At 44.9% G+C, this 21966-nt stretch carries 19 protein-coding genes and 2 pseudogenes; 8 read left to right on the top strand and 13 right to left on the bottom strand.

The window, feature by feature from the left end; genetic code table 11:
- Positions 1-2280 carry an ATP-binding protein gene (locus tag ACP2WE_RS16900; RefSeq protein ID WP_425216720.1) on the bottom strand — a complete coding sequence of 760 codons (2280 nt, stop codon included), beginning with the start codon at positions 2278-2280 and terminating at the stop codon, positions 1-3.
- Positions 2277-3161 (bottom strand): substrate-binding domain-containing protein, encoded by an 885-nt coding sequence (locus tag ACP2WE_RS16895; RefSeq protein ID WP_425216719.1) that lies wholly within the window; start codon positions 3159-3161, stop codon positions 2277-2279. The genes ACP2WE_RS16900 and ACP2WE_RS16895 overlap by 4 nt, the downstream gene beginning before the upstream one ends.
- Positions 3162-3433: 272 nt before the next feature.
- Here ACP2WE_RS16895 and ACP2WE_RS16890 point away from each other — a divergent pair, with 272 nt between their 5' ends.
- Complete coding sequence (locus ACP2WE_RS16890) at positions 3434-4762, top strand: FAD-binding oxidoreductase (RefSeq protein ID WP_425216718.1); 1329 nt, start codon at positions 3434-3436, stop codon at positions 4760-4762.
- A 31-nt stretch (positions 4763-4793) separates the two neighbouring features.
- On the opposite strand, the gene ACP2WE_RS16885 is transcribed toward ACP2WE_RS16890, so the two are convergent.
- Positions 4794-6908 (bottom strand): sugar transferase, encoded by a 2115-nt coding sequence (locus tag ACP2WE_RS16885; protein WP_425216717.1) that lies wholly within the window; start codon positions 6906-6908, stop codon positions 4794-4796.
- A gap of 105 nt (positions 6909-7013) precedes the next feature.
- Positions 7014-8144, bottom strand: a complete 1131-nt coding sequence (locus ACP2WE_RS16880; protein ID WP_425216716.1) for a PP2C family protein-serine/threonine phosphatase — start codon at positions 8142-8144, stop codon at positions 7014-7016.
- A gap of 65 nt (positions 8145-8209) precedes the next feature.
- On the opposite strand from ACP2WE_RS16880, the gene ACP2WE_RS16875 reads away from it, so the two are divergent.
- Positions 8210-8632, top strand: a complete 423-nt coding sequence (locus ACP2WE_RS16875; protein ID WP_425216715.1) for an ATP-binding protein — start codon at positions 8210-8212, stop codon at positions 8630-8632.
- 227 nt (positions 8633-8859) lie between these two features.
- Here ACP2WE_RS16875 and ACP2WE_RS16870 read toward each other — a convergent pair whose 3' ends face one another.
- Together ACP2WE_RS16870 and ACP2WE_RS16865 are read right to left on the bottom strand one after the other, a co-directional pair.
- The gene (locus tag ACP2WE_RS16870; protein ID WP_425216714.1) at positions 8860-10374 is read right to left on the bottom strand and encodes a DEAD/DEAH box helicase; all 1515 of its coding nucleotides are present in this window, start codon (positions 10372-10374) and stop codon (positions 8860-8862) included.
- Positions 10375-10390: 16 nt separating this feature from the next.
- A complete protein-coding gene (locus ACP2WE_RS16865; RefSeq protein ID WP_425216713.1) occupies positions 10391-11212 on the bottom strand; it encodes a TPM domain-containing protein in 822 nt (273 codons plus the stop codon).
- A gap of 70 nt (positions 11213-11282) precedes the next feature.
- Here ACP2WE_RS16865 and ylqF point away from each other — a divergent pair, with 70 nt between their 5' ends.
- The 3 genes from ylqF (at position 11283) to acsF (ending at position 14008) form a co-directional block, all read left to right on the top strand.
- The gene (gene ylqF, locus ACP2WE_RS16860; protein WP_425216712.1) at positions 11283-12131 is read left to right on the top strand and encodes a ribosome biogenesis GTPase YlqF; all 849 of its coding nucleotides are present in this window, start codon (positions 11283-11285) and stop codon (positions 12129-12131) included.
- 42 nt (positions 12132-12173) lie between these two features.
- Positions 12174-12809, top strand: coding sequence for a type I restriction endonuclease (locus ACP2WE_RS16855; RefSeq protein WP_425216711.1), 636 nt, complete (start codon positions 12174-12176; stop codon positions 12807-12809).
- Between the two features lie 119 nt (positions 12810-12928).
- A complete protein-coding gene (gene acsF / locus ACP2WE_RS16850) occupies positions 12929-14008 on the top strand; it encodes a magnesium-protoporphyrin IX monomethyl ester (oxidative) cyclase (protein WP_425216710.1) in 1080 nt (359 codons plus the stop codon).
- A 456-nt stretch (positions 14009-14464) separates the two neighbouring features.
- On the opposite strand, the pseudogene ACP2WE_RS16845 reads toward acsF, so the two are convergent.
- Positions 14465-15003: pseudogene (locus ACP2WE_RS16845) on the bottom strand (transposase); the annotation flags it as partial.
- Here ACP2WE_RS16845 and ACP2WE_RS16840 point away from each other — a divergent pair.
- Positions 14985-15167: pseudogene (locus ACP2WE_RS16840) on the top strand (ISNCY-like element ISAtsp9 family transposase); the annotation flags it as partial. The pseudogenes ACP2WE_RS16845 and ACP2WE_RS16840 overlap by 19 nt on opposite strands.
- Before the next feature lie 171 nt (positions 15168-15338).
- The gene (gene aroA, locus ACP2WE_RS16835; RefSeq protein ID WP_425216709.1) at positions 15339-16688 is read left to right on the top strand and encodes a 3-phosphoshikimate 1-carboxyvinyltransferase; all 1350 of its coding nucleotides are present in this window, start codon (positions 15339-15341) and stop codon (positions 16686-16688) included.
- A 95-nt stretch (positions 16689-16783) separates the two neighbouring features.
- Here aroA and ACP2WE_RS16830 read toward each other — a convergent pair whose 3' ends face one another.
- From ACP2WE_RS16830 to ACP2WE_RS16810, 5 genes are all read right to left on the bottom strand, one after another.
- Positions 16784-17011: a hypothetical protein gene (locus tag ACP2WE_RS16830; protein ID WP_425216708.1), complete on the bottom strand. Its 228-nt coding sequence runs from the start codon at positions 17009-17011 to the stop codon at positions 16784-16786.
- A gap of 9 nt (positions 17012-17020) precedes the next feature.
- A complete protein-coding gene (locus ACP2WE_RS16825) occupies positions 17021-17254 on the bottom strand; it encodes a transposase (protein WP_425216707.1) in 234 nt (77 codons plus the stop codon).
- Between the two features lie 255 nt (positions 17255-17509).
- Positions 17510-18514: a phosphoribulokinase gene (locus ACP2WE_RS16820; RefSeq protein WP_425216706.1), complete on the bottom strand. Its 1005-nt coding sequence runs from the start codon at positions 18512-18514 to the stop codon at positions 17510-17512.
- A gap of 168 nt (positions 18515-18682) precedes the next feature.
- Positions 18683-20077, bottom strand: coding sequence for an asparagine--tRNA ligase (asnS, locus tag ACP2WE_RS16815; protein ID WP_425216705.1), 1395 nt, complete (start codon positions 20075-20077; stop codon positions 18683-18685).
- Between the two features lie 2 nt (positions 20078-20079).
- Positions 20080-20289, bottom strand: coding sequence for a hypothetical protein (locus tag ACP2WE_RS16810; RefSeq protein WP_330481741.1), 210 nt, complete (start codon positions 20287-20289; stop codon positions 20080-20082).
- A gap of 366 nt (positions 20290-20655) precedes the next feature.
- Between ACP2WE_RS16810 and pgl the strand changes: the two genes are divergently transcribed.
- A complete protein-coding gene (gene pgl / locus ACP2WE_RS16805; protein WP_425216704.1) occupies positions 20656-21375 on the top strand; it encodes a 6-phosphogluconolactonase in 720 nt (239 codons plus the stop codon).
- Between the two features lie 249 nt (positions 21376-21624).
- Here pgl and ACP2WE_RS16800 read toward each other — a convergent pair whose 3' ends face one another.
- Entirely contained in the window at positions 21625-21927 is a 303-nt protein-coding gene (locus tag ACP2WE_RS16800) for a DUF1816 domain-containing protein (RefSeq protein ID WP_425216703.1), read from the bottom strand.
- Between the last annotated feature and the right edge of the window lie 39 nt (positions 21928-21966).

Genomic DNA, 21966 nt, shown 5'->3' with positions numbered 1-21966 from the left:
TTATTGCAGTTCGGAAGCCGTGTAAGCCATCTCTAAGACTGCGGCTAAGGAAGCGATCTCTACTGGTTTTGTGAGGTAGTCATTCATGCCAGCTTCTAGTCCTGCTAATCTTGCAGTTTCCATAGCATGGGCAGAAAGCCCAACGATCTTGGGCTGACGAGGGTACTGATTGCGAATGCGTTTGGTAGCTTCCAGACCATCCATTACAGGCATTTGCACATCCATAAAGATCAGATCGTAGGGTTGCTCTTGCAATTGCTCCAGCACTTGTTGCCCATTTTCTGCCAAGCTGGCTGCATAGCCAAGCCGTCCCAACATTTTTAAAATCATCTTTTGATTGAAAGGGTTATCTTCAGCGACGAGAACGCGCAGAGGATGTTGCTGGGCAAAATCACTGCTCCAAGCGATCGCAGGTACAGGCATGGCGTTGGGCACAGTACCCCTCAGTGGAATCACTACTGTAAAGGTCGAACCCTGTCCGAGTTGACTTTTAACCGTAATCGTCCCACCCATTTTTTCACAGAGTCGTTTGCTGATCGACAAGCCCAATCCCGTACCACCAAAGCGCCGCGAGTTCGAGCTGTCTACTTGGCTAAAAGGCTGAAATAGTTGATCGTAGTTTTCGGTGGTGATGCCAATGCCCGTGTCTTGGACGATAAAGGCGACCTCATATTTGCCATTACCTTGACGAGCGAGCAATGGGGTGGCTTCAACCTGTACGATTACCGAGCCAGTTTCCGTGAACTTAATTGCATTACCCACAAGGTTGCTCAGGATTTGATCTAGACGCATGGCATCGGCGATCGCATCGTCAGGCACAGATGCAGCAATATGACAGGATAAATTTAGGGATTTTTCCTTAGCAGCATCAGAATATGAATCCACTACCTCCTGTACGAGCGCATGAAGTGCAAAGGAATGCTCGTTTAGTTCTACCCCCCCTGATTCGATGCGCGTGAAATCGAGGATGTCATTAATGAGCGCGAGTAGGTCTTTCCCGCCATCATTAGCACTGATTACATAGTCTTCCTGCTCGGGCGTTAGCTCGGTATAGCGCAATAGCTCTGTAAAACCCATCACGGCATTTAAAGGCGTCCGCAGCTCGTGGCTCATCACTGCCAAAAATTCGCTCTTGACCCGATTGCCTTCTTCGGCCTGATCTTTAGCGATTCTCAACTCGGTGGTTCTTGTCTCTACCGTTTGTTCGAGGGCTTCTTGTTGTTGCAGAAGTAAGCGATCGCGTTGATTTAATTGGGATACCATGTCGTTAAACCCTGCCGCGAGGATACCAATTTCGTCTTTACTATCAATCGGTAGGTTTTGGGTAAAGTTACCCGTTGCCAAGGATTGGGTAGCTTGGGTTAACCTGCGGAGGCGATAGCTCAGACTGCTTGCCATCCAAATACTGATTGCTAAGGAAAGTAAGCCACCTGTTCCAGCCAAAATAACCACGGACAGTAGTAGTTGCTGTTGTGACGCTTTAAAGCTGTCAGTGGTTTTTAACACAACCAGATAGGCTGGCAAATCTGATAACGAAGAAATGGGAATCGTTCGGTATAGATATTCTTGTTTAGCAAGCGTAATCCGTTGGGACGCAGCGGGATTGGTGGGAACATTCACAGATAAGTCAGATGCTGTCGCAGTAGACACAACAACCTGTCCCCGTTTGACTAACATTAATTCGGTGCCACTGCTGACCCGTTGCTTATTGAGATAAACTTCATCAATGGTAAAGCCTGCTACCAAACCACCAAAGCGCTTTTCTCGATCTTTGATCGCAACGGTGCTTGCCAGCAAAGCCGTGCCTTCCGTCGAACGTATTACCCCAGTTATTTCCTGCCCAGAAGCGGCAAAACGATAAATAGGATGGTTGGAGACAGGAAAATTTAGATTGGGAGGCTGGAGATTGAGCAAATTAGTCCCATCAGAAGTAACGACCTGCAAGAGATCTAGCTCAAAAACGGTTAGGAGTGGCAGCAAAGTTTTCTGCAATCCAAGGGTATCGCGATTGATTACCCCTCTTGCTACCTCTGGACGTTCTGCCAATGCTCTCGTCTTAAAAAGTAACAATTCTCTTTCATGCTTCAGGCTATCTTCCAGAACTGAGGCAACTTCAAGCAAATTTTGCTCAAAGTTTTTATTTAATTGTTGTCTGAGATAGAAATAGGTGCCAAAGCTCAATAAACCCAAAGAGCCCATTAACAGCCCAAAAATGGGCACAAACAATTTGCCAGTTAGGGATAAGTTGCGATAGGTTTGCGCGAGCCTAGCAAGAGTCATAGTTTTACTGGACTATAGTGATTTTTTCTGAGGACTTCCTGTCCTGCCGAACCATAGGCAAAATCGAGAAACTGCTGCACGGGTTCAGAAACAGGCGATTTAAATGCGAGCGTAACAGACCGCACCATAGGGTACTTGCCTGTCTCTACTGTTTCGATCGCTGGCTTAATGCCATTGAGACTGAGATGCTGAACGGGCAACTGTTGGGTTAGTGCCTGAGACAGTGAGAATGCTCCGATACTATAGGGAGTAATCTGGATTGCCTTGATCAATTCTGTTTCTTTACGCAGGACGATCGCTTTAGCAGCATTGGGGAGGTTTTTACCCAAATAGTGTTTGCGGAGCAGTCGTTTAGCTGATTCATCCTCAGGGCGATCTAAAACCACGATCGCGGCATCAGGCCCGCCAAAGTCTTTCCAGTTGGTTGTCTTACCTGAGTAAATATCTTGCAGTTGTTGCGTAGTTAGATTCGTTACACCCGTAACGCTGGGGTGCACCGCTACGAGCAAACCATCTTTAGCAAAGTTCTGTTGTTTAATCGAAGCATCATCGGTTGGCAATGTGCTGCTAGTCATCACCAGATGAATATCGCCATTTTTAAGCCCTGCTAAAGCACTCTCACTTTGAGAAGCAGGCAACTCATTGACAGCGATCGCATTCTTAGGGGGCTTAAACACTGTAATCAAAGCCGTTAGCAAGGGGGCTGTACTGCTGCCACTGGTAACGGTTAGTTTTGTAAGTTGGGTAGTTTGGGTAGCAGGTTGTGTAGACTGGGTTTCTGTTGTAAAAACGTTGCATCCTGTCACCCCTATGACTGTGGCTGTAAGTGCGATCGCACTCGCACACAAACCAACCCTACGATAAATCTGGTAGCGTAACATAATCATTACTTGTAAGCTTTGGATATCATTTTGAATTATTTAAACCTTTATCTCATGATAATTTTGCTTTGCTGAAAGTTTTTCTTACTTGAATTTAGAAATAAAGAAAGCGATCGCAAAGACTGGTGGGAAATTGAGGGCTTTATTTCGACTTGTAACTTTGGCGCAAGAATTTGACAGGGATACCCGAAATCGTTGAATTCCCTGGATCTTATAGCTTACCCATCTGATGAAAAATAACTAACAATGCCAATTATTAAGGAATTAAATCAATGCTGGGACAAGCATTTTTAGCCGATCTAGAAGGAATTGAAACCATTACTGTACCCGCGCAAGTGGCAAAGTTGTCAGAGGACTATTTTCGCTTTAGTCCAATTTTAGAACCTTTACTAACTGGCAAGGTCGGCGATATTGTGGCACGCCCTACTAGCGAAGCCGAGGTTTTACGTATTGCACAGGTCTGTGTAAATCACAAGATTCCCTTGACCGTGCGAGGCAGTGGTACGGGCAATTACGGACAAGCCGTTCCGCTTCAAGGTGGCTTGATTCTCGATATGACACGCATGCAAACGATTAAATGGATTAAGCCCGGTTTAGCCTGTGTGGAATCGGGAGTGAAGTTAGCTACATTGGATAAACAAGCCCAAGAAATTGGTTGGGAATCGCGCATGATTCCCTCGACGTTTAGAAGTGCTACGGTAGGTGGTTTTATTGCGGGCGGGAGTGGAGGCATTGGTTCGATTCTCTATGGGCAATTACGCGATCGCGGCAACCTTAGGGCTGTACGGGTTGTGACGTTGGAGAATTCTCCCAGAGTAATCGAACTGCGTGGCGATGATGTGCAGAAGGTCAATCATGCCTATGGTGTGAATGGCATCATTACGGAATTAGAACTTCCACTGGCTCCCGCCTATGCTTGGGCGGAATTTGTCGTCAATTTCTCGGGCTTTATGACAGCCGCTCAGTTTGGGCAAGCCTTGGGGAACTGTGATGGCATCATCAAAAAAATGATTTGCATTCTTGCCGATCCCATTCCTTCTTACTTTACGGCGTTGCGAAGTTACATTCCCGATCGCGTTCACAGTGCCTTAGTCCTCGTGGCTGAAACCGATATCGAACCCTTTAAAGCCCTAGTTCGAGAATTTGGCGGTTCCATTGCCTATGAGAAATCTGCGCGAGAAGCCAGCAAAGGTATTAGTTTAGTCGAGTTCGCTTGGAATCACACCACACTTCATGCTCGCACTGTCGATCCTACGCTGACCTACCTACAAAGCCTTTTTCCTGCCGATCCGAACTTGCAACTCGTTCGCGAAATGTGCGATCGCTTTAAAGACGAAGTCCTGATGCATTTGGAATTTATTCGCATGAATGGTGTGGTTATTCCTGCGGCAATTCAGATCGTGCGCTTTACCACTGCCGAGCGCTTGCAGGAAATCATCCAAGAACATGAGTCCCATGGCGTGCTAATCGCCAACCCTCATACTTACATTTTGGAAGATGGCGGCATGAAGGCGATCGACTACAACCAACTTGCATTTAAACAAACAGTTGATCCCTATGGTTTGATGAATGTGGGTAAGATGCGTGCTTGGGAAGGATAACAAAAATCAAATTTTCCCGAATTAATGCTATTTAAACTGCTTTGTTCTTTCGATCGAAAAGAACAATAATCGTTTTGACGATGAGTTTAAGATCGTACCAATTACTCCAATTTTTGCGATATTCGATATCGAAATTCACCACTTCAGCAAAGGATCTGACACTTGAGCGACCGTTAACTTGCCACACGCCTGTAATCCCTGGTCTTACATCCAATCGATTCCATTCCGTATATCTTTCATCTTGATATTCCACATCCAATTCGTAAGCATTAATTTCGTCAAATGTCGGTGGACGGGTTCCGACAAGGCTCATGTCGCCAGTTAAGACATTCCAAAATTGAGGGAATTCATCAAGGCTAGTCTTGCGTAAAAAAACACCAGTTCTAGTCACACGGGGATCGTTGGCATTTTTAAAGAATTTGTGATCGGAACTTTCTTGCGATCGCGTGTTTGCTTCCACTTGATTTTGCACTTTGATTTTTAGCTCTTCGGCATTTTTTACCATAGAGCGAAATTTCCAAATCCGAAAAGGCTTGCTGAGCAAACCGCAGCGAATTTGCCCAAACAAAATGTTTCCCTTGCTTTCTGAGACGATTGCGATCGCGATCGGAACAAATAAAATTGCTGTAAAGCTCAAACCAATCAGCGCACCAATAATATCAATAAATCGTTTGATCGGATCGCGAACGGAGGGGTGTACGGGGATACCTGGATCGATGTCAATAGAGGGGAAGAAAAACTTCAATAGGGGATGGAAAATACGCAGAATGGGAATTCTTGTAAGCAAATTCTGTATGCGATACAAAAATAAACCGATGGAAGTAATATTACTAACTCGGACTCTCTGGGTTGATTCGGAGAAGCGAAAAGTTTGGGATGCAGGTTCAATCACAAAGACCTTGTTTAAAGATGTGACCGTAAGTAGAGAAATCACTGCGCCACTTACGCTCCACAAAACCAATTCCGTTCCATAGAGTTTGGCTTGTTTGAGGCAATTGATTAAAGCTCCTAAGCCAGCACCATCAATAAACGTGGTATGGCTCATATCAATCACAATCTTTCGATAGGAATCATCTGCATTACAGATCGTTTGAAAATCGCTAAAAAATTCTCTGGCTGTGAAAAACTCCAATCTTTCGGGGCTGTAAATAAATGCAATTTCATCAAAGGTTACGATCTTGGCTTGTTTGTAATCTTTTTTGCGAACGGTTTCACTCGCATCGCTAACGGGGATATATACAACTTGATGGTAAATATTAGCAATTTCTCGACTTCTAACAATAATCAGGTCGAGCGATCGCAATCTCATTAAAATTCGAGCCGATAAACTAAGGTCTTTAATGCGCGTTTTTGATTCAATAAAAACAACTCTGCTACGGCAAAACCATTTAGCAATCAACAAAAAAGGAACAGCAACTCCCGCACCTGTAGAAATAACTAGATCGGGGCGTTGACGACGCACCACGTTAAATGCCAAAAACAAATTGCGAATTAGATTAGGTATATTTCGATTTGTAGGACTATGGGCCCAAAATCGCCGGCTATCTTCCAACTCGCGCTCGTTAACCCCAGTCCTAAATGTTACCCAGGAGCGATCTTTAAAATCCTCCCAGAAGGCTTTGAGGCTTTGCATATACCTAAAGTGCCCACCCGAAGAACAAACAAGCATGAGTTTTTGGGCATGATATCGCTCTTTTAGATATTCACACAAAGGCGTTTCATCAACTTGGGGAATATTCTCAGAAGTTTGCTGCAACTTAATGAATTTGACTAGATCTCCTGGCGATCGCGCAATCGGAATTCCTCTTCGCTCAAACGCATCTGCCATTTCCATTTGGTGATTGTCAACATGTTCTCTAAATCGCTGCAATCGAGGTACTAGAACGTATGGCTTATCGGTATCTTCTAATAACTGAGCGGTTCCTTCGTCGCAATGACTGATAATTAAACTAGCGCGATCGGTAAATTTTTGAAATTCTTGCTCTGACAGTAACCGATAGGCTCTTGAACCATCAGGAAAGTATGTTGAAGAACCATATTGCACGATAACTTCTTCATCAATAATTTGATACCTGATCAGGATCTCAATCCAATTCATTAAAGCATTGAACTGATATTGTTCTGTTCCAACTGTAACTAAAAGCATAGCCCGATCCTTTTAATCTTATACAATTGACAACATAGCGATCGTAATTAAACAGAACTGTAAGAGATTGACGATAAGGTTTTCGTCACTAAATCATAGATTTGGTTAAAGAAAGTTGATTTGCAGTAGTGAAACATCATCTTCAAAATAAGCATCTGGAGTTTCGTTGCGAATATGTTGAAGCACCGAGTCAGCACTAAAGATTTTACTCTCTGTCAGATCGGAAGTTAGTAGCTCGATGAATTTTGGCAAGCCCCAAATTTTCCCTCCATCTTGCTTTACCTCAAAAATACCATCGCTAAAAACGTAGAGTTTGCTGTTTAGTGGAATGGATACTTCAGCAGTGATATATTTCGCATCCGCAAAAAACCCGATGGGCATACTTAGACTAGGGAGTTGTTGTACCTGTTTATTGCCTTCAGACACCAAAAGTGAGGTGGGATGTCCTGCATTAGCATAAATAAGTTTGCGTTCCGATCGCTTAAATACGCCGTACCACATGGTTAAATAGCGCCCGCCTTGCTCGCTCATCTGAAAACTGCGATTGAGTTCAGTCATAATTGCATCTGGGGCATAAAGCTTATCTTTCCCAAATGACTGCGATCGCAGCAAGTTCAAAATTGAGATCGAATGTAATGCCGAGCCTACTCCATGTCCAGAGGTATCGATCAGATAAATGGCAAGATGATCGGAGTCCAACCAATAAAAATCGTAGCAATCTCCCCCTAACTGACTTGAAGGAATAAACTGCGTACTGATATCTACGTTGCCTTTTAAACTGGCAGGCAGTAACGATTTCACGTACTCACTTGCTTCTGCTAGTTCTGATTCCAGCAATTGTTTTTGTAATTGTAAATCTTGGTTGAGTTGATATAACCTCAATCCTGCCCGCACGCTGGCAATTAACTCACTTTTTTCAATGGGTTTCGACAGAAAATCATCGGCTCCACTATCTAAAGCCTTGACTTTATCTTCAACCGCTCCTTTAGATGTCAATAAAATAAAGAATGTTGTGGACAGGCTCGTATCTTGCCTAATTTGACGACAGACCTCTAATCCGTCAATATCAGGCATCATCCAATCACAGATCACTAAAGCAGGATGATATTTTTGTGCAAGTGCTATCCCTTCTTTACCATTTTTTGCCACGATCGCTTCATAACCTTGTTCTTGCAGCGTGTTCCTCAAAACCATTTGCATGACAAGATCGTCATCGATCACTAGGATTTGTAACATCTGCACACCTCAAACACTTAATTTCGGTAAAGTTATATTTAGTAAACCATCTTGGCAGATTTTCTGTGTCCCAAACTATTTCGCTACAAGTCAGTACCAATCTTAACGAACTCGCTAAAGTATTAATTTGGTTTGAGCAACTAGCTCACGACACAGTTCCCAAGGACGATTGGCTGAAATGCAAAACTGCTCTGGCAGAAGTTTTTACTAATGCCGTGCGTCATGCCCACAAAAACTTGCCGATGGAAACTCCGATTGATTTAGAGTCAACTCTATCTGAAAATAGGCTGGAAATAAAGGTTTTTGATTTTGGTGCTGGTTTCGATTTGTCTGGCAAACTGTCGAGCTTAAATGAAGTTGATATAAATGCTTTGGGTGGTCGTGGTTTGGGTTTGATCGATCGAATGGTTGATGTTTTTGACTATAGCCGCTTATCAGATGGTCGAAACTGCCTGCGGCTTGTCAAGCACTATGCTCCTGTTAACTGAGCGATCTAAATTATCCGCTTTTTTATGCAGTTGGATGGTTGTTGCTGAACATTTTAAGGCAGTCCCCATTTTATAGAAAGTTTGGGTTTACTGACAGAAACGATGCGATTCTCAATCCTACGTTTTGCTGATTGGTTAGCGATCGATTGACGTTTTTTTGAGCTAAAAATCATGAAAAAACAACTTTTTGCTTATTTAAAAATCACTAATCTAAGGCTAACAAAACGCTAGATGGTTTCCTCCGATTTATCAGGCGATCGCCATTGGGTTGGAGTTTCCGCAGCTAGGGGAGTCGAGCGCTCTGAATCTTCTTTGTAGGCAATCCCCATCTGCACGACATTTACTGGTTTCTTTTGTTTGTGAGTGTTTGTCCAATCTTCTCCATGTCGTCGTTGCGAAGTGCGCTCTTCACTCGTGTTCTCCGCAATCACCTCATACAAAATCGCCCGTTTGTCAATATTCGTGCCCCTTCGCAAAATCCGCCCCAGTCGTTGAATATACTCTCTGGTGGAACCCGTTCCTGAAAGCAGGATGGCGATCCCAGCATCAGGAACATCCACACCCTCATTTAAAACATGGGATACGACTAGGGTTTTATATTCTCCAGAGCGGAAATGCTTGAGAATCTCATGGCGCTCTTTTACAGGGGTTTGGTGGGTAATTGCAGGAATCAGGAATTCTTGGGAAATCTGATAGACCGTGGCATTATCATTCGTGAAAATCAGGATACGCTCAGGGAAATGTTCTGCCAGCAGATCGGCCAACACTCGCAATTTCCCGTCCGTGCCGAGAGCGGTTTCTTTTGCCTCTCGATGGGCTAACATTGCTCGTCTTCCTGCCTGTGATCTAGCACTGGCTTGCACAAATCGCTGCCATCCCTGCATCCCGCCCAAAGAGATTTTTGCCTCGCGCAAAAAGTTATTCCGAATGGTGGTGAGACGATCGTAGCGATCGCGTTCTGATTGAGAGAGTTTGACCTTGATCTGCACGATTTCATGATCGGCAAGAGCATTGCCTGCTAATTGCTCTGCGGTTTTACGATAGACTTCTGCCCCAATCAGGGTATCTAGATCGATATGTCTGCCATCGCTGCGATCGGGGGTAGCGGTAAGCCCTAAGCGATAGGGAGCAAGAGAATAGGTGGCGATCGCCTGATTAAAGTCCGTGGGGAGATGATGGCATTCATCAAAAATCAAAAAGCCATATTGAGCGCCTAAGGTTTCGGCATGGATGGCAGCACTATCATAGGTCGCAACCAGAATAGCCGTGCGATCGCGAGAACCACCACCTAGCAAGCCCACCTCTAGATCGGGAAAGGCGGCAACGAGATGGGTATACCACTGGTGCATTAAATCTAAAGTCGGCACGACAATCAGGGTGCTGCGGCGAGTGACCTGCATTGCCAACTGTGCCAAGTAAGTTTTGCCTGCGGCAGTGGGTAAGACGACAACACCGCGTTGCCCCGCCTGCTGCCAAGCCACTAGTGCCTCGCTTTGATGGGGGTAAGGCTGCATCACCACCCGCGCCGATAGCTCTAACTCCACAAATGCTTTCGCCAGATCGCAAAAGGCAACGCTTTCTGCTTCTAAAACAGTGATAAGTTCGCGATACCGATTGGCTGGAATCCGAAATCGCTCGACACGATCGTCCCAAGTGGCAAAATCTAGCCATGCCTTGCCTCTGGGCGGGGGATGTAAAATCAGCGTGCCTCGGTCAAACGAGAGCGTGGGGGTTCTTCCCATGATTTATAGAAATCAGCTAATCCCGCGTGCGGACACCATTGTCAGGTAAGTTACGCTTGGGCGAAGGAATTAAATAGGCAATTACTGCGCCACCCAAAAAGCCTGCCAAGTTGCGAATAATCGGGAGCAGATCGGTGGTGCGCGTCACCACTGGTCCAATGCCAAAAGCAATTAAGAGCATGCCCCATAGCGGCGTGAGAATCAACGCCCAACGCCATGAAAAGATTTCTCCCTCTTTACGAGGATGTCCGGCAAATCCAAACACCAACCCGCCAAGAATTGAGGTTAATAGGGTTAAGATCCATTGTTCTTGAGGTAAACCTGGTACAACAACGCAGCCTTCACGCTCTAAACAGGTTTGAATTGCCCCTAGAGATGCCAAGATAGACTGGTCGTAGCCGTGTTCTCTCACAAAAAATTGATTGCCATAGCGAGATTGCAATTCAATCCAAAAACCTCGGGGTAAGAGATCGTAAACTTCATCCCCAACATTAAAATTGAGCAAATTTCTACCGCGCCCATCAGCAACCAGCATCACACTGCGTTCGTTTAAGCCCCAAAAATCTTTGACGGCTCTACCTGGTGTACGATCGACTTGTGTTAAAACCCGTAATTTCCATCCAGTCTTTTGTTCAAAGGTATCTAAATCCCGATTTAGATTGGTTTCCTCGGTGTCTGTCAGGAATCGACCCAGATCGATAATATTGGTAATCTCGGTTGGTAATAACTCAGGTGCATCGATCGCGCTGACAGGTGCAGGATTGACAAAACAGGTTGTGAGCGCGAGTAAACTTGCGATCGCAAGTGGGATAAACCATCGAGTTGAAAATTTACGCATACTGGTTTTAAAAGGTTTTTAATAAATCTTAATATAATCCAAAACATAACAATGAGCTTGTTTCGATCATATGTCAAGCCTGATTCAGTGGTATCCCGGTCATATAGCCAAAGCAGAGAAAGCTCTGCTAGAGCAACTCAAGCGTGTCGATGTTGTAATTGAGGTACGCGATGCGCGTATTCCTTTTTCGAGCCAACATCCCAAAATCAAAACTTGGATTGCCGACAAGTCCCATGTACTGGTGTTTAATCGCGTAGACATGATTTCAGAATCGGTGCGATCGCAATGGGTGAAATGGCATAGAAAACGAGATCAAATGGTTTACTTTACCGACGCTCAAGCGGGTAAGGGCATCAAAGAACTGCTCAAAGCCGCACAAGTTGCTGGCGTTAAAATCAACGAACGGCGCAAAAGTCGCGGTATGCTGCCCCGCCCCGTGCGGGCTGTAGTGATTGGCTTTCCCAATGTTGGAAAATCGGCAGTCATCAATCGGCTACTCAATCGGCGCGCGGCAGAAAGTTCTAATCGCCCAGGGGTAACGCGCCAACTAAGGTGGATCAGGATTTCCGACCAGATCGAGCTACTAGATACGCCAGGCATTTTGCCACCTGTACTGCACGATCAAGATGCGGCGCTAAAGCTAGCCATTTGCGATGATATTGGTGAAGCTGCCTATGACAATACCCTCGTAGCCGCCGCCACAATCGACTTGCTGATCAAATTACAGGCTCCCCTCAGCGATCGCTATGGCATCGATCCCCTAAATCCGCCCCTAGAGTCTGGCTTGGACTACATCATGACTCTGGCGGAAACCGATCGCTTTAAAGGTGATAGCGAGCGTGTAGCGCGTCAAATTTTGCATGATTATCGCAAAGGTCGTCTGGGTGCGATCGCGCTCGAGCTACCATCACTCGATTGATTTGGGGACATTAAAATATAGGAAATGCACAGGAGGTAAATTATGACGCTAACACTTCAAGCCTCAAAGCTCAATTTGCATGATGTCAAAACTAAGTTTGATTTGCGACAAGGTGAACCTAATAACTTCTTTACCGAATTACTGCAAGGTGCTCCAGCACTAAGTGAATTTGAAAAACAGGTATTAGATCGGACAAAGCAACAATATCTTTATCTTGCCGAGCGACCACTTTTAGAAGTAACGGTGAAGATGGTTACGCTATCACCGTTGCTATCTTTAGCAGGTTTCTACGATCCGCCATTTTATACAACGCTAGAAGACTCTATCGAAGTTATCTCTCAAGACGGCTCGGAAACAGTACGCGGTCAACTTGATGTGCTTGTCTTGCAAAATACCATCTGGGTTGTGGTGGTTGAAGCCAAAAGTATTCAATATGATGTGATGATCGCTTTGCCACAGGCACTAACCTATATGATGGCAAGCCCAGCAACCAATAAAGAATTATTTGGCATGATTACCAATGGGCGCGAGTTCCGCTTTATTAAACTAAACCAAGCCCCTCAACCCACCTATATCCTGTCCAAAGTTTTCTCTCTTTCCGAAATAGAGAATCACTTGTACGAAGTCTTGCAAATTTTAAAATGCCTCGGTCAGCTAGTTTTAACCAATACAAAGTGATCCGCATAGGATTCGCTTAACGCTTCTTAACAAGAGGTTGGGGCAAATGCTCATAAAATGTAGGCTACGCATAAAATATGGATTAATCTAAATAGTCTCTAAATAGTTTTTAGACAAATATGGTATCTTCCCTATCCAAACAACAGCTCGAAACTACCCCATCTTCTAAAGCGAATGGGACAGGCAAAAAAGAAACCATCCTAACGCCACGCTTTTACACGACTGATTTTGAAGCGATGGCGAATATGGGTTTTGGTGGTACTGAGGCAGATTTTGAAGCCATTTTGCAAGAGTTTAAAGCGGACTACAATCGCCGTCACTTTGTCCGCGATCGAGAGTTCGAACAGTCTTGGGATCACATTGACGAAGATGTCAAAAAGTCTTTCCGCACATTCTTAGAAGGCTCTTGCACCTCTGAATTTTCAGGATTTTTGCTCTATAAAGAAATTGCGGTCAAACTCAAGGAAAAAAATCCCCTTGTCTCCGAAATTTTTTCGCTCATGAGTCGCGACGAAGCACGTCATGCTGGTTTTTTAAATAAGGCAATGCCTGACTTTGAGCTTCAGCTAGACCTTTCTTCTCTATCTAAGAGCAAAAAGTACGTTTACTTTGAGCCCAAGTTTATCTTTTACGCTACCTACCTTTCTGAAAAAATTGGTTACTGGCGTTACATCAAAATTCACCAGCATTTCTTGGCTCATCCTGAAAAACGGATTTATCCCATCTTCCGCTTTTTTGAAAACTGGTGCCAAGATGAAAATCGTCACGGCGATTTCTGCAATCTCTTGCTCAAGAGCCAGCCAGAATATATCAATGGCTTAAAGGCAAAATTGTGGAGCCGATTCTTTTTGCTGTCGGTATTTGCCACCATGTATCTCAACGATATTTGCAACCGTTCGGACTTTTACGAAGCGATCGGAATGGATACTCGCAAGTACGTTGATGAAGTCTTGAGAGATACCAACCGCGATGCGGCAAAGGCATTCCCAGTGATTATCGATATGGACAATCCTAAGTTCTGGGCATATCTCAAGAAGTGCGAAGAAAACAATGCCAAACTCAGCGAAATTGAATCATCTTCTGCGCCTAAACCTTTAAAAACCCTGCAAAAGCTACCTGCCTATGTTTCCAATGGCTTGCAGTTCTTGAAGCTCTATTTGCTCAAGCCTATCGAAATTCAAAAGGGTGTCGTTCTATAACCAGATTTTGTATCTGATTCCCAATTATCTTATTTTCTCTGTCTGATAGAATCGCCTTCAAATTTTGTTGGGGGCGATTTTTTATTGTTTCTCTTAACAAATTGGCATTGGAGTGCAACTATCTGCTCTTTTTCTGTTCCGCTTGTGACAAGTCAATAAGCTTGAGAGCTAACTCCTCCGTTCTCCGATCTTGAATTTCCCGTGCAAGAGTCAGGGGCTGCTGAGAGTACTCGATACATTTGTAAAAATCTCCAAATTTTTCATAAGTGGCTGCTAGCCTGCATTATTCATGAGAACGCCAAAGAGAATAAAAATCAAGAAAAAGGAAGAGCTATTTTGTAAAGGAAAGAAAAATCCTAATTTAAAAGAGAAAATGCATAGAAAAGAAGCATTTTATCGATGTAAATCTTCCAAAATCAGAAAAAAGGACACACAAATCCTACGGAAGGGAAAAAGCTAATTGAAAAGCCTAAAATTAGGATCGTTTAGTTGGTGAGAAATCAGATAAATCTCACGAGCAAACGGAAAAAATGCAGAAAGTTGAACGAGCACCCGCCTAACTGAAACCTTTACATACGCTGAGCATTTGAGCACAGAATTCCTTAAACGTAAGACCTGAGAATTCTTTAATTTTGTCTCAGAAGCAGCTTGTCGAATCGTTAACAGCAGAACGTAAGCAGCCTGAGCCAAGCATAAGCGAAACTGATTCGCTACAAAAGAATGGCAACTGAGACGACCAGCCTTGATACCCAATTTCAACTCTTTAATCGGATGTTCTGAGTCAGCACCTCGATAAACAAGGTAGCCACAAAACGTGGATTAGCGCCTTTCTCTAGCCATTCAGCCTTCATCACCAATCGACGTGGTTCTGACCAAGAAGCAGCCGCGTAGTAGACATCATCAAACAAACGCGCTTTTCCCCCTGTCTGACAGTATTGCAAACGCGATCGCTCCAGCAAATCGGCAATTTTGCGTTTTAAGAGGGATTTCTCTGCCAATCGTGGTTGTGAACAAATGGACGGGGAAATTTGAAGAGACGTATACCTACCGATATCTCAATGGGCTGCCTATCAAGGATGGTGATGATGCTCTGCTAGTTAACTGGTGTGAACTAACTGTAACCAGCCCGGATGGCAAGGTAGTTTACAAAAACTCTTTTTTGATAGCTGGGATCATCTACTGACTTTTATGATTCAAGGCTTAGAGCTAGATCTCCCACCTAACAGTAGTTAAATTTTCATAATGAGAATTGCTGGTTTCGAGTTTATCATCTAGCATTCGATCGCCTGAATTTGATAGTCTAGACTGCTCCCCCTAAATCAACGCAGCCATGATCGATCTTGACACCACCCAAGCCCACCACACCCTCTCTATTGATGCCGATCGACTCGGCGATTCCTTTCAGGATGCGTCCCGCAGCGGCTTGCATGGGCGCATCACCATTCCTGGGGACAAGTCGATTTCCCATCGGGCTTTGATGCTGGGTTCGTTAGCCAGTGGGGAAACGACGATTCGCGGCTTGCTCTTGGGCGAAGACCCCCGCAGCACTGCTGCTTGTTTTCGAGCAATGGGGGCAGAGATTTCAGAATTAAATTCCGAACTGGTGACGATCAAAGGGATTGGGCTGGGCAATTTGCGCGAACCGCTCAATGTTTTAGACGCGGGCAACTCAGGCACAACGCTGCGGTTGATGCTGGGCGTGCTGGCAAGCCATGCCGATCGCTTTTTTACAGTGACAGGCGATGCTTCGTTGCGATCGCGTCCAATGGCGCGGGTGGTGAACCCTTTGAGAGAAATGGGCGCTCAAATTTGGGGCAGAGAGTCGGGTAATAAAGCTCCCTTGGCGATTGCGGGGCAAACTCTGAAGTCGATCCATTACCACTCGCAGATTGCCTCTGCCCAAGTTAAATCCTGTATCTTGCTAGCAGGTTTGATGGTTGATGGCGAAACGATCGTGACGGAACCTGAGCGATCGCGCGATCATAGCGAACGCATGTTAAGAGCTTTTGGCGCAACTGTGGAAGTGGAAGGCAATACGGTTTATCTGAAAGGGAAAACAACATTAGAAGGTCAGCCTGTCACTGTCCCAGGGGATATTAGTTCGGCAGCTTTTTGGCTAGTGGCAGGTTCCATAGTACCCAATTCCGATTTGGTGATTGAGAATGTTGGGGTGAATCCCACGCGCACAGGAATTTTGGAAGTTCTCTCCGAAATGGGAGCCGACATCACCTTAGAAAATAGCCGCGAAGTTGCAGGCGAACCTGTGGCTGACCTGCGCGTGCGATCGGCACAACTCAAAGCTTGTACGGTTGGTGGTGCTTTAATTCCACGGCTGATTGATGAGATTCCAGTGTTGGCAGTGGCAGCAGTCTGTGCTGAGGGAACCACAATTATTCAAGATGCGGCAGAATTGCGGGTCAAGGAAAGCGATCGAATTACAGCGATCGCGACGCAACTCAACCATATGGGAGCCAATGTCAGCGAACGTGCGGATGGTCTAGAAATTATCGGCGGAACACCTTTAGTGGGAACTTCTCTCGAAAGCTATGACGATCATCGCATCTGCATGAGTCTAGCGATCGCGGCGATCGTCGCCTCAGGCAAAACCACAATCGCCCATGCCGAATCCGCAGCAATCTCCTATCCTTCCTTTATCCCTACTTTACAGCAGCTCTATTAGGCTGAACTCTCGGGATAAGAATTTATGGGCACATCTATTAATTGGCTTATTCTCAATAATAAGAAGCTGAAAGCCTTGATACTTCGTTTATATTCTCAATTATTTTGAATTTTTAGAGGTGTCCTTTGGTTTAACCAAGAACAATGCTTCGGTGTAAAATGAAACACAATTCGGTGAGAAGGGTCACTCAAAAATGCAGATCGTGTTTGCATGGATTGGAGAATGCCGTGTTTGCCTTTGAGGCTTAAATCCTCAGATATTCCTTCCACTTGAGCAACAAGGAGAACTAATGATTCGGATTGATGAGTGTTTAAGCAATCCATGACCAAGTGTCATTTTGCAGCATCAGGATCCGTGGCAAGGGTTTGTTGGATATGGGCAAGATAGTCTACTTCAGTACGAGTTTCTCCAACTGTGGCAGAGATGACTTGCCCCTTGGCAACATCAAAACTGGCAATCAACGTTTGTGTCCTGTGACGAATGTACTCAAATTCCTGACGTTCTATTTTTCCTAGGCGCATTGGCAAGTCCTCGGCTTTACGTTCCTTGGCTTGAATACCAGTCATCTCGTCGATGCTAATCGTTCGTTCCCCTATCTTGGCTCGCTCTGGGGCACTGAGATAGGTTGTACAGATATCCTCGACTTTGTTGTCAAATTCAGGGTCGGGGGGGATTCAACCAGTACCCAGATTGGTGGGGTTTTAGGGTATCACTTTGACGGTAAATTTTTTCAAGGATTCACGTTAAAAAACAAAGGGGCCGCACTAACGCGGCCCCTTTGTTTTGCTATTTTGTTTTTGAGAGCAAACCTAGAGAAATCTCTAGACAGCGACTAGTTGCTCGGCATTCTTGTGAGTTAGACGCTCGTAGGTAGCACGCATCTTGAGACCGACAATCACCTGCAATAGACCCGTACCATTGTTAGATCCGGGGTAATCAGGGTGCTTGAGCAAGAGTTCGGTGAGTTCGCCGTAGTGCTTGGTCGAAAGATTGCTCAGGTGATTTTCGATGTAGATGACTTCATCGAGGCGATCGAATTGTCCGTCTACTTCCAAAATTGACACGGGATGTTTGTAGTAGACATCAGAGCCATAATAGAACTTCATGCCGGGGTAAGAGCAGGTGAGCTTTTTACCGCAAGGAGTCCACTCAATGGTTGATCCTTCATCAAACAGATAGGCTTGGTCGAGGCCTTCGATGCCATCTCTTTGGATCAGGCGAACGCGCAGCACCTTGCGCTCTTTATCATCTTTGATCAGATTGGTAGGCAAGATCTGGATCACAACATCGGCATGGCCTTTTTGTGGATCGATATAAGCCGAGAAATCTGGGCGGCGGGCTTCGATCGCCTGCATGACATCGGCGAGGGTATGACCCCGTTCTGCCATGTCACGCTGAATTTTCCATGCAATTTTGACTTCATCACTCAGATCGAGATAGACGCTAAAGTCTAAAAGCGATCGCACCCGCTCGTCATAGAGAGGATGTAAACCCTCGATCACGACAACATTGTTTGGCTCGATTAACTCAGGTGGATCGAGCAAGCCCGTTTCATGGTTGTAAATCGGCTTCATGATCGATTGACCGCTTTTGAGCGCTTTCATCTGCTCGTACATGAGGTCAAAGTTGTTTGCACGGGGATCTAGGGCAGTGATGCCAGTTTCCTTGCGTTGCTTGCGATCGAGGCTATGATAGTCATCCAAGCAAATAACAGTCATAAACTCTTCACCAAACAGGTCTTTTAACCTGCGGAGAAATGTGGATTTACCACAACCAGAGTCTCCTGCTACGCCAATCAAAACAACGCGGTCTGGCTTACTGCTCATAAGTCTGAACTGATCCCTTTAAATTGTGTATTTATTACTACTTCTTTACTAATTCTAAATCTACCAAAACACGGATACCTGTTCAAGCAAAAGTGATAAATTTGACAATCTAAATCAGTTAAGAAAAGTACTTTAAAAAACTGCAAAGAATTTTGCTAAATAATTATCTCAAAAATCTGCATTCAGTGGCGATCTTGGGAAAGGAATTACATCTCGAATATTGCCCATACCTGTGATGAACTGGACTAAACGCTCAAATCCAAGCCCAAAGCCAGCATGAGGTACTGAACCATAGCGACGCAGGTCTAAATACCACCAATAATCTTCAGGATTGAGACCCATTGCCTTAATTCGCGATTCCAGCACATCTAAACGCTCTTCCCGCTGCGAACCACCGATAATCTCACCAATTCCTGGCGCTAAGATGTCCATGGCTCGAACCGTTTGTCGATCGTCTGCATCATTCACCCGCATGTAAAAGGATTTAATGCCAATCGGGTAGTCCATCACGATCGTGGGCTTTTGGAAAAATTCTTCGGCTAAATAACGCTCGTGTTCGGACTGTAGATCGAGCCCCCATTTGACGGGAAACTCAAAATTCTTATTGCTGGTTTCTAATAATTCGATCGCCTCGGTGTAGGTAATTCGTTCAAATTTCTGATCGATGATTTTTTTGGCATTTGCCATCACCTGGTCGTTAATACGCTCTTGAAAAAATGTCATGTCTTCAGGACATTTCTCTAGCACAAAGTTAAAAATGTACTTGAGGAACTCTTCGGCTAGGTCAGCATTACCTTCGAGGTCGCAAAACGCCATCTCTGGCTCAATCATCCAAAATTCAGCTAAATGTCGAGAAGTATTTGAGTTTTCGGCGCGAAAGGTGGGACCAAAGGTATAGACATTGCTAAAAGCCATTGCCATAATTTCTGCTTCTAGCTGACCGCTCACGGTTAAGAATGTCGGCTTCCCAAAAAAGTCTTGGCTGTAGTCTACGGGCTTTGATGATTGCGCCAACTTATCTAAATTCAGCCCTGTGACAGCAAACATCTCACCTGCACCTTCACAGTCACTGGCAGTAATAATTGGCGTATGCGCCCAAATAAAGCCCCGTTCTTGAAAGAATTGGTGAATGGCATAGGCACAGGCGTTACGCACTCGAAACACCGCACCAAACGTGTTGGTACGAGGTCGCAAGTGAGCGATCGTGCGCAAAAATTCAAAGGAGTGGCGCTTCTTTTGCAGGGGATAGGTTTCAGGATCGGCAGTACCAAATACTTCTACAGACTCAGCCGCCATCTCGATTCTCTGACCTTTACCAGGGGAAGCGACCAATTTCCCAGCCACTTTCACCGCTGCACCTGTGGCGATCGCTTTAATCACTTGTTCGTATTCAGGCAGATCTTGGGAGATTACCACCTGAAGGTTTTGGAGTGATGAGCCATCATTCAGCTCTAAAAATGCAATCCCCTTGGCTTCCCGCTTGGTTCTGACCCACCCCTGTGCTTGTGCAGATGTCTCTGGCTGAGCATGGCGCAAGAGGTCAATAATTCTAGATGGACTCATTTCTACCCTTGCGTAGCAATGTCACGAATCAACGGCAAGCGATCGCTGATGTAGTTACTCAAATCGCTTTGCTGGCTGTGGTCTAACGAAGAGCGTTGCAGTACCTGATCGACGAGCCAACTCATCAAGCCTTCGTCATCAAGACGCATAATTTGGCTGGGATGGGCTTGGTTCACTGAATCCCAAAATAAGCGCATCAGGTTAGGGGTCATAGTCCAAACACCTCAATCTTAAGAATTTCCTAACTTTGCTCAGGTTAAACCATGTGCATGGTAGTAATGACAAAATTCACACAAATCGAAATAAAAATCACCTGTCTCAAGGTTGATTGCAAAGGGATCGATACATTCCGATGCAGATGTTTATGGAATAGCAAGTCATTAAATTCCAGTTTTGCGCAGTTGCAAAACATTTGCGTATCCATCTTTACAATCCTTCAATCCTTAATATTTCAAATGTTTCAGCCAAATTATCGAATGCGAATCCTATGTGAAAACTGACTTTAGAGCGCATTCAACTATGAGATTCAGCGAGATTCAGCCAGAGCCAAATCATCAGAAAAATCAGAAAAAGAATTTATGTCTAGACAATTGGAAATTCTCACCGATCGCGCCGCAATTATCGATCGCGCCCTATCTATATGCCTAGATGCTTACAAATGGGCGATTTCCACTGAGGGCAAATTCACCCTTGCCGCTGCAGGTGGAAGTACGCCCAAACCACTGTATGAGGCTTTGGCAAACCAACCCCTAGATTGGGAAAAGGTTCATGTGTTTTGGGGAGACGAAAGGTACGTACCTGTCACCGATCCCCAGAGTAATGAGGGTATGACTCGCAAAGCTTGGCTCGATTTGGTCTCGATCCCACCTGAGAATATTCATCCCGTTCCTACAAGCGATCCAGACCCAAAAGAGTCCGCAGGCAAATACGAAGCACATTTGCAGGAGTTTTTCGGTTTGGGATCTGGGGAATTCCCTAAATTTAGCCTCATTTTGTTAGGCATTGGCGATGACGGACATACGGCTTCTCTATTTCCTCACACGGAAGCCCTGCATGTAAGCGATCGCCTCGTTACTGTCGGTCAAAAAGACAGTCAACCACGCATAACCTTTACTGCCCCACTGATTAACCAAGCCAGACAGATTCTATTTATGGTCGATGGCGCTGCCAAAGCCAAGGCATTGAAAGAGATTGTGGCTGAGACAGGAGACAGCAATCTCTACCCTGCTCGTTTGGTTCAAGGAGATGCGATTTGGCTAGTAGACCAGAAGGCGGCATCAGAAATTCGTGAAGGCTAAATTTCTAGATCCTCATCAAACGTAGGCTGCGATCGGCACAGCTATATCGAATCAGCTATAACGAATTAGATCTATTGACAGGATGGGTTACATTATCGTTAACCCATCCTAAAGATCGTTCTATAGCTGTTAGCATTCAGCTATTAGCGATTAGCTTATGTAGAAGCCTTGCTAAGCAAGGTAATTATCCACAACAGATGTCCTAATTTACCTGACGTATAAATCCCTAAAATACCCAACGAGAAGAATTTAGAAAGAATGTCCGCTTAAGCTAGGCGTGCGATTTAGCCGAAAGTCCAAAGTTTCGTCATACACAGTCAGCTTTTCAGGATTGCATCGTTTCACGATAGCTGCGATACCTGTTGCTCCCTCGGCTTCTAGATCTTCAAGATAGCCAAGCTTGGCAGCTTCTGCTTCCTGCGTATTGAGAAAAGGACCAAAATAATAGGTGCAACGAGGTGACTCCGTTGCCACTTCGACCCATACAGCCAAACCAAGTTTCTCTAAAACTGATGTAGTGAAGTTTTTAAACACGTTATTGCTCATGCTCATAAGTTGACTAAAAGTTGAGTACCCTGATTCTGCTTTTAA

The organism is Tumidithrix helvetica PCC 7403, assembly GCF_965232925.1.
Lineage (GTDB): Bacteria > Cyanobacteriota > Cyanobacteriia > Pseudanabaenales > Pseudanabaenaceae > Tumidithrix > Tumidithrix helvetica.
The sequence above is the reverse complement of the archived record's forward strand: the minus strand, read 5'-3'. Positions and strand labels throughout refer to the sequence as shown.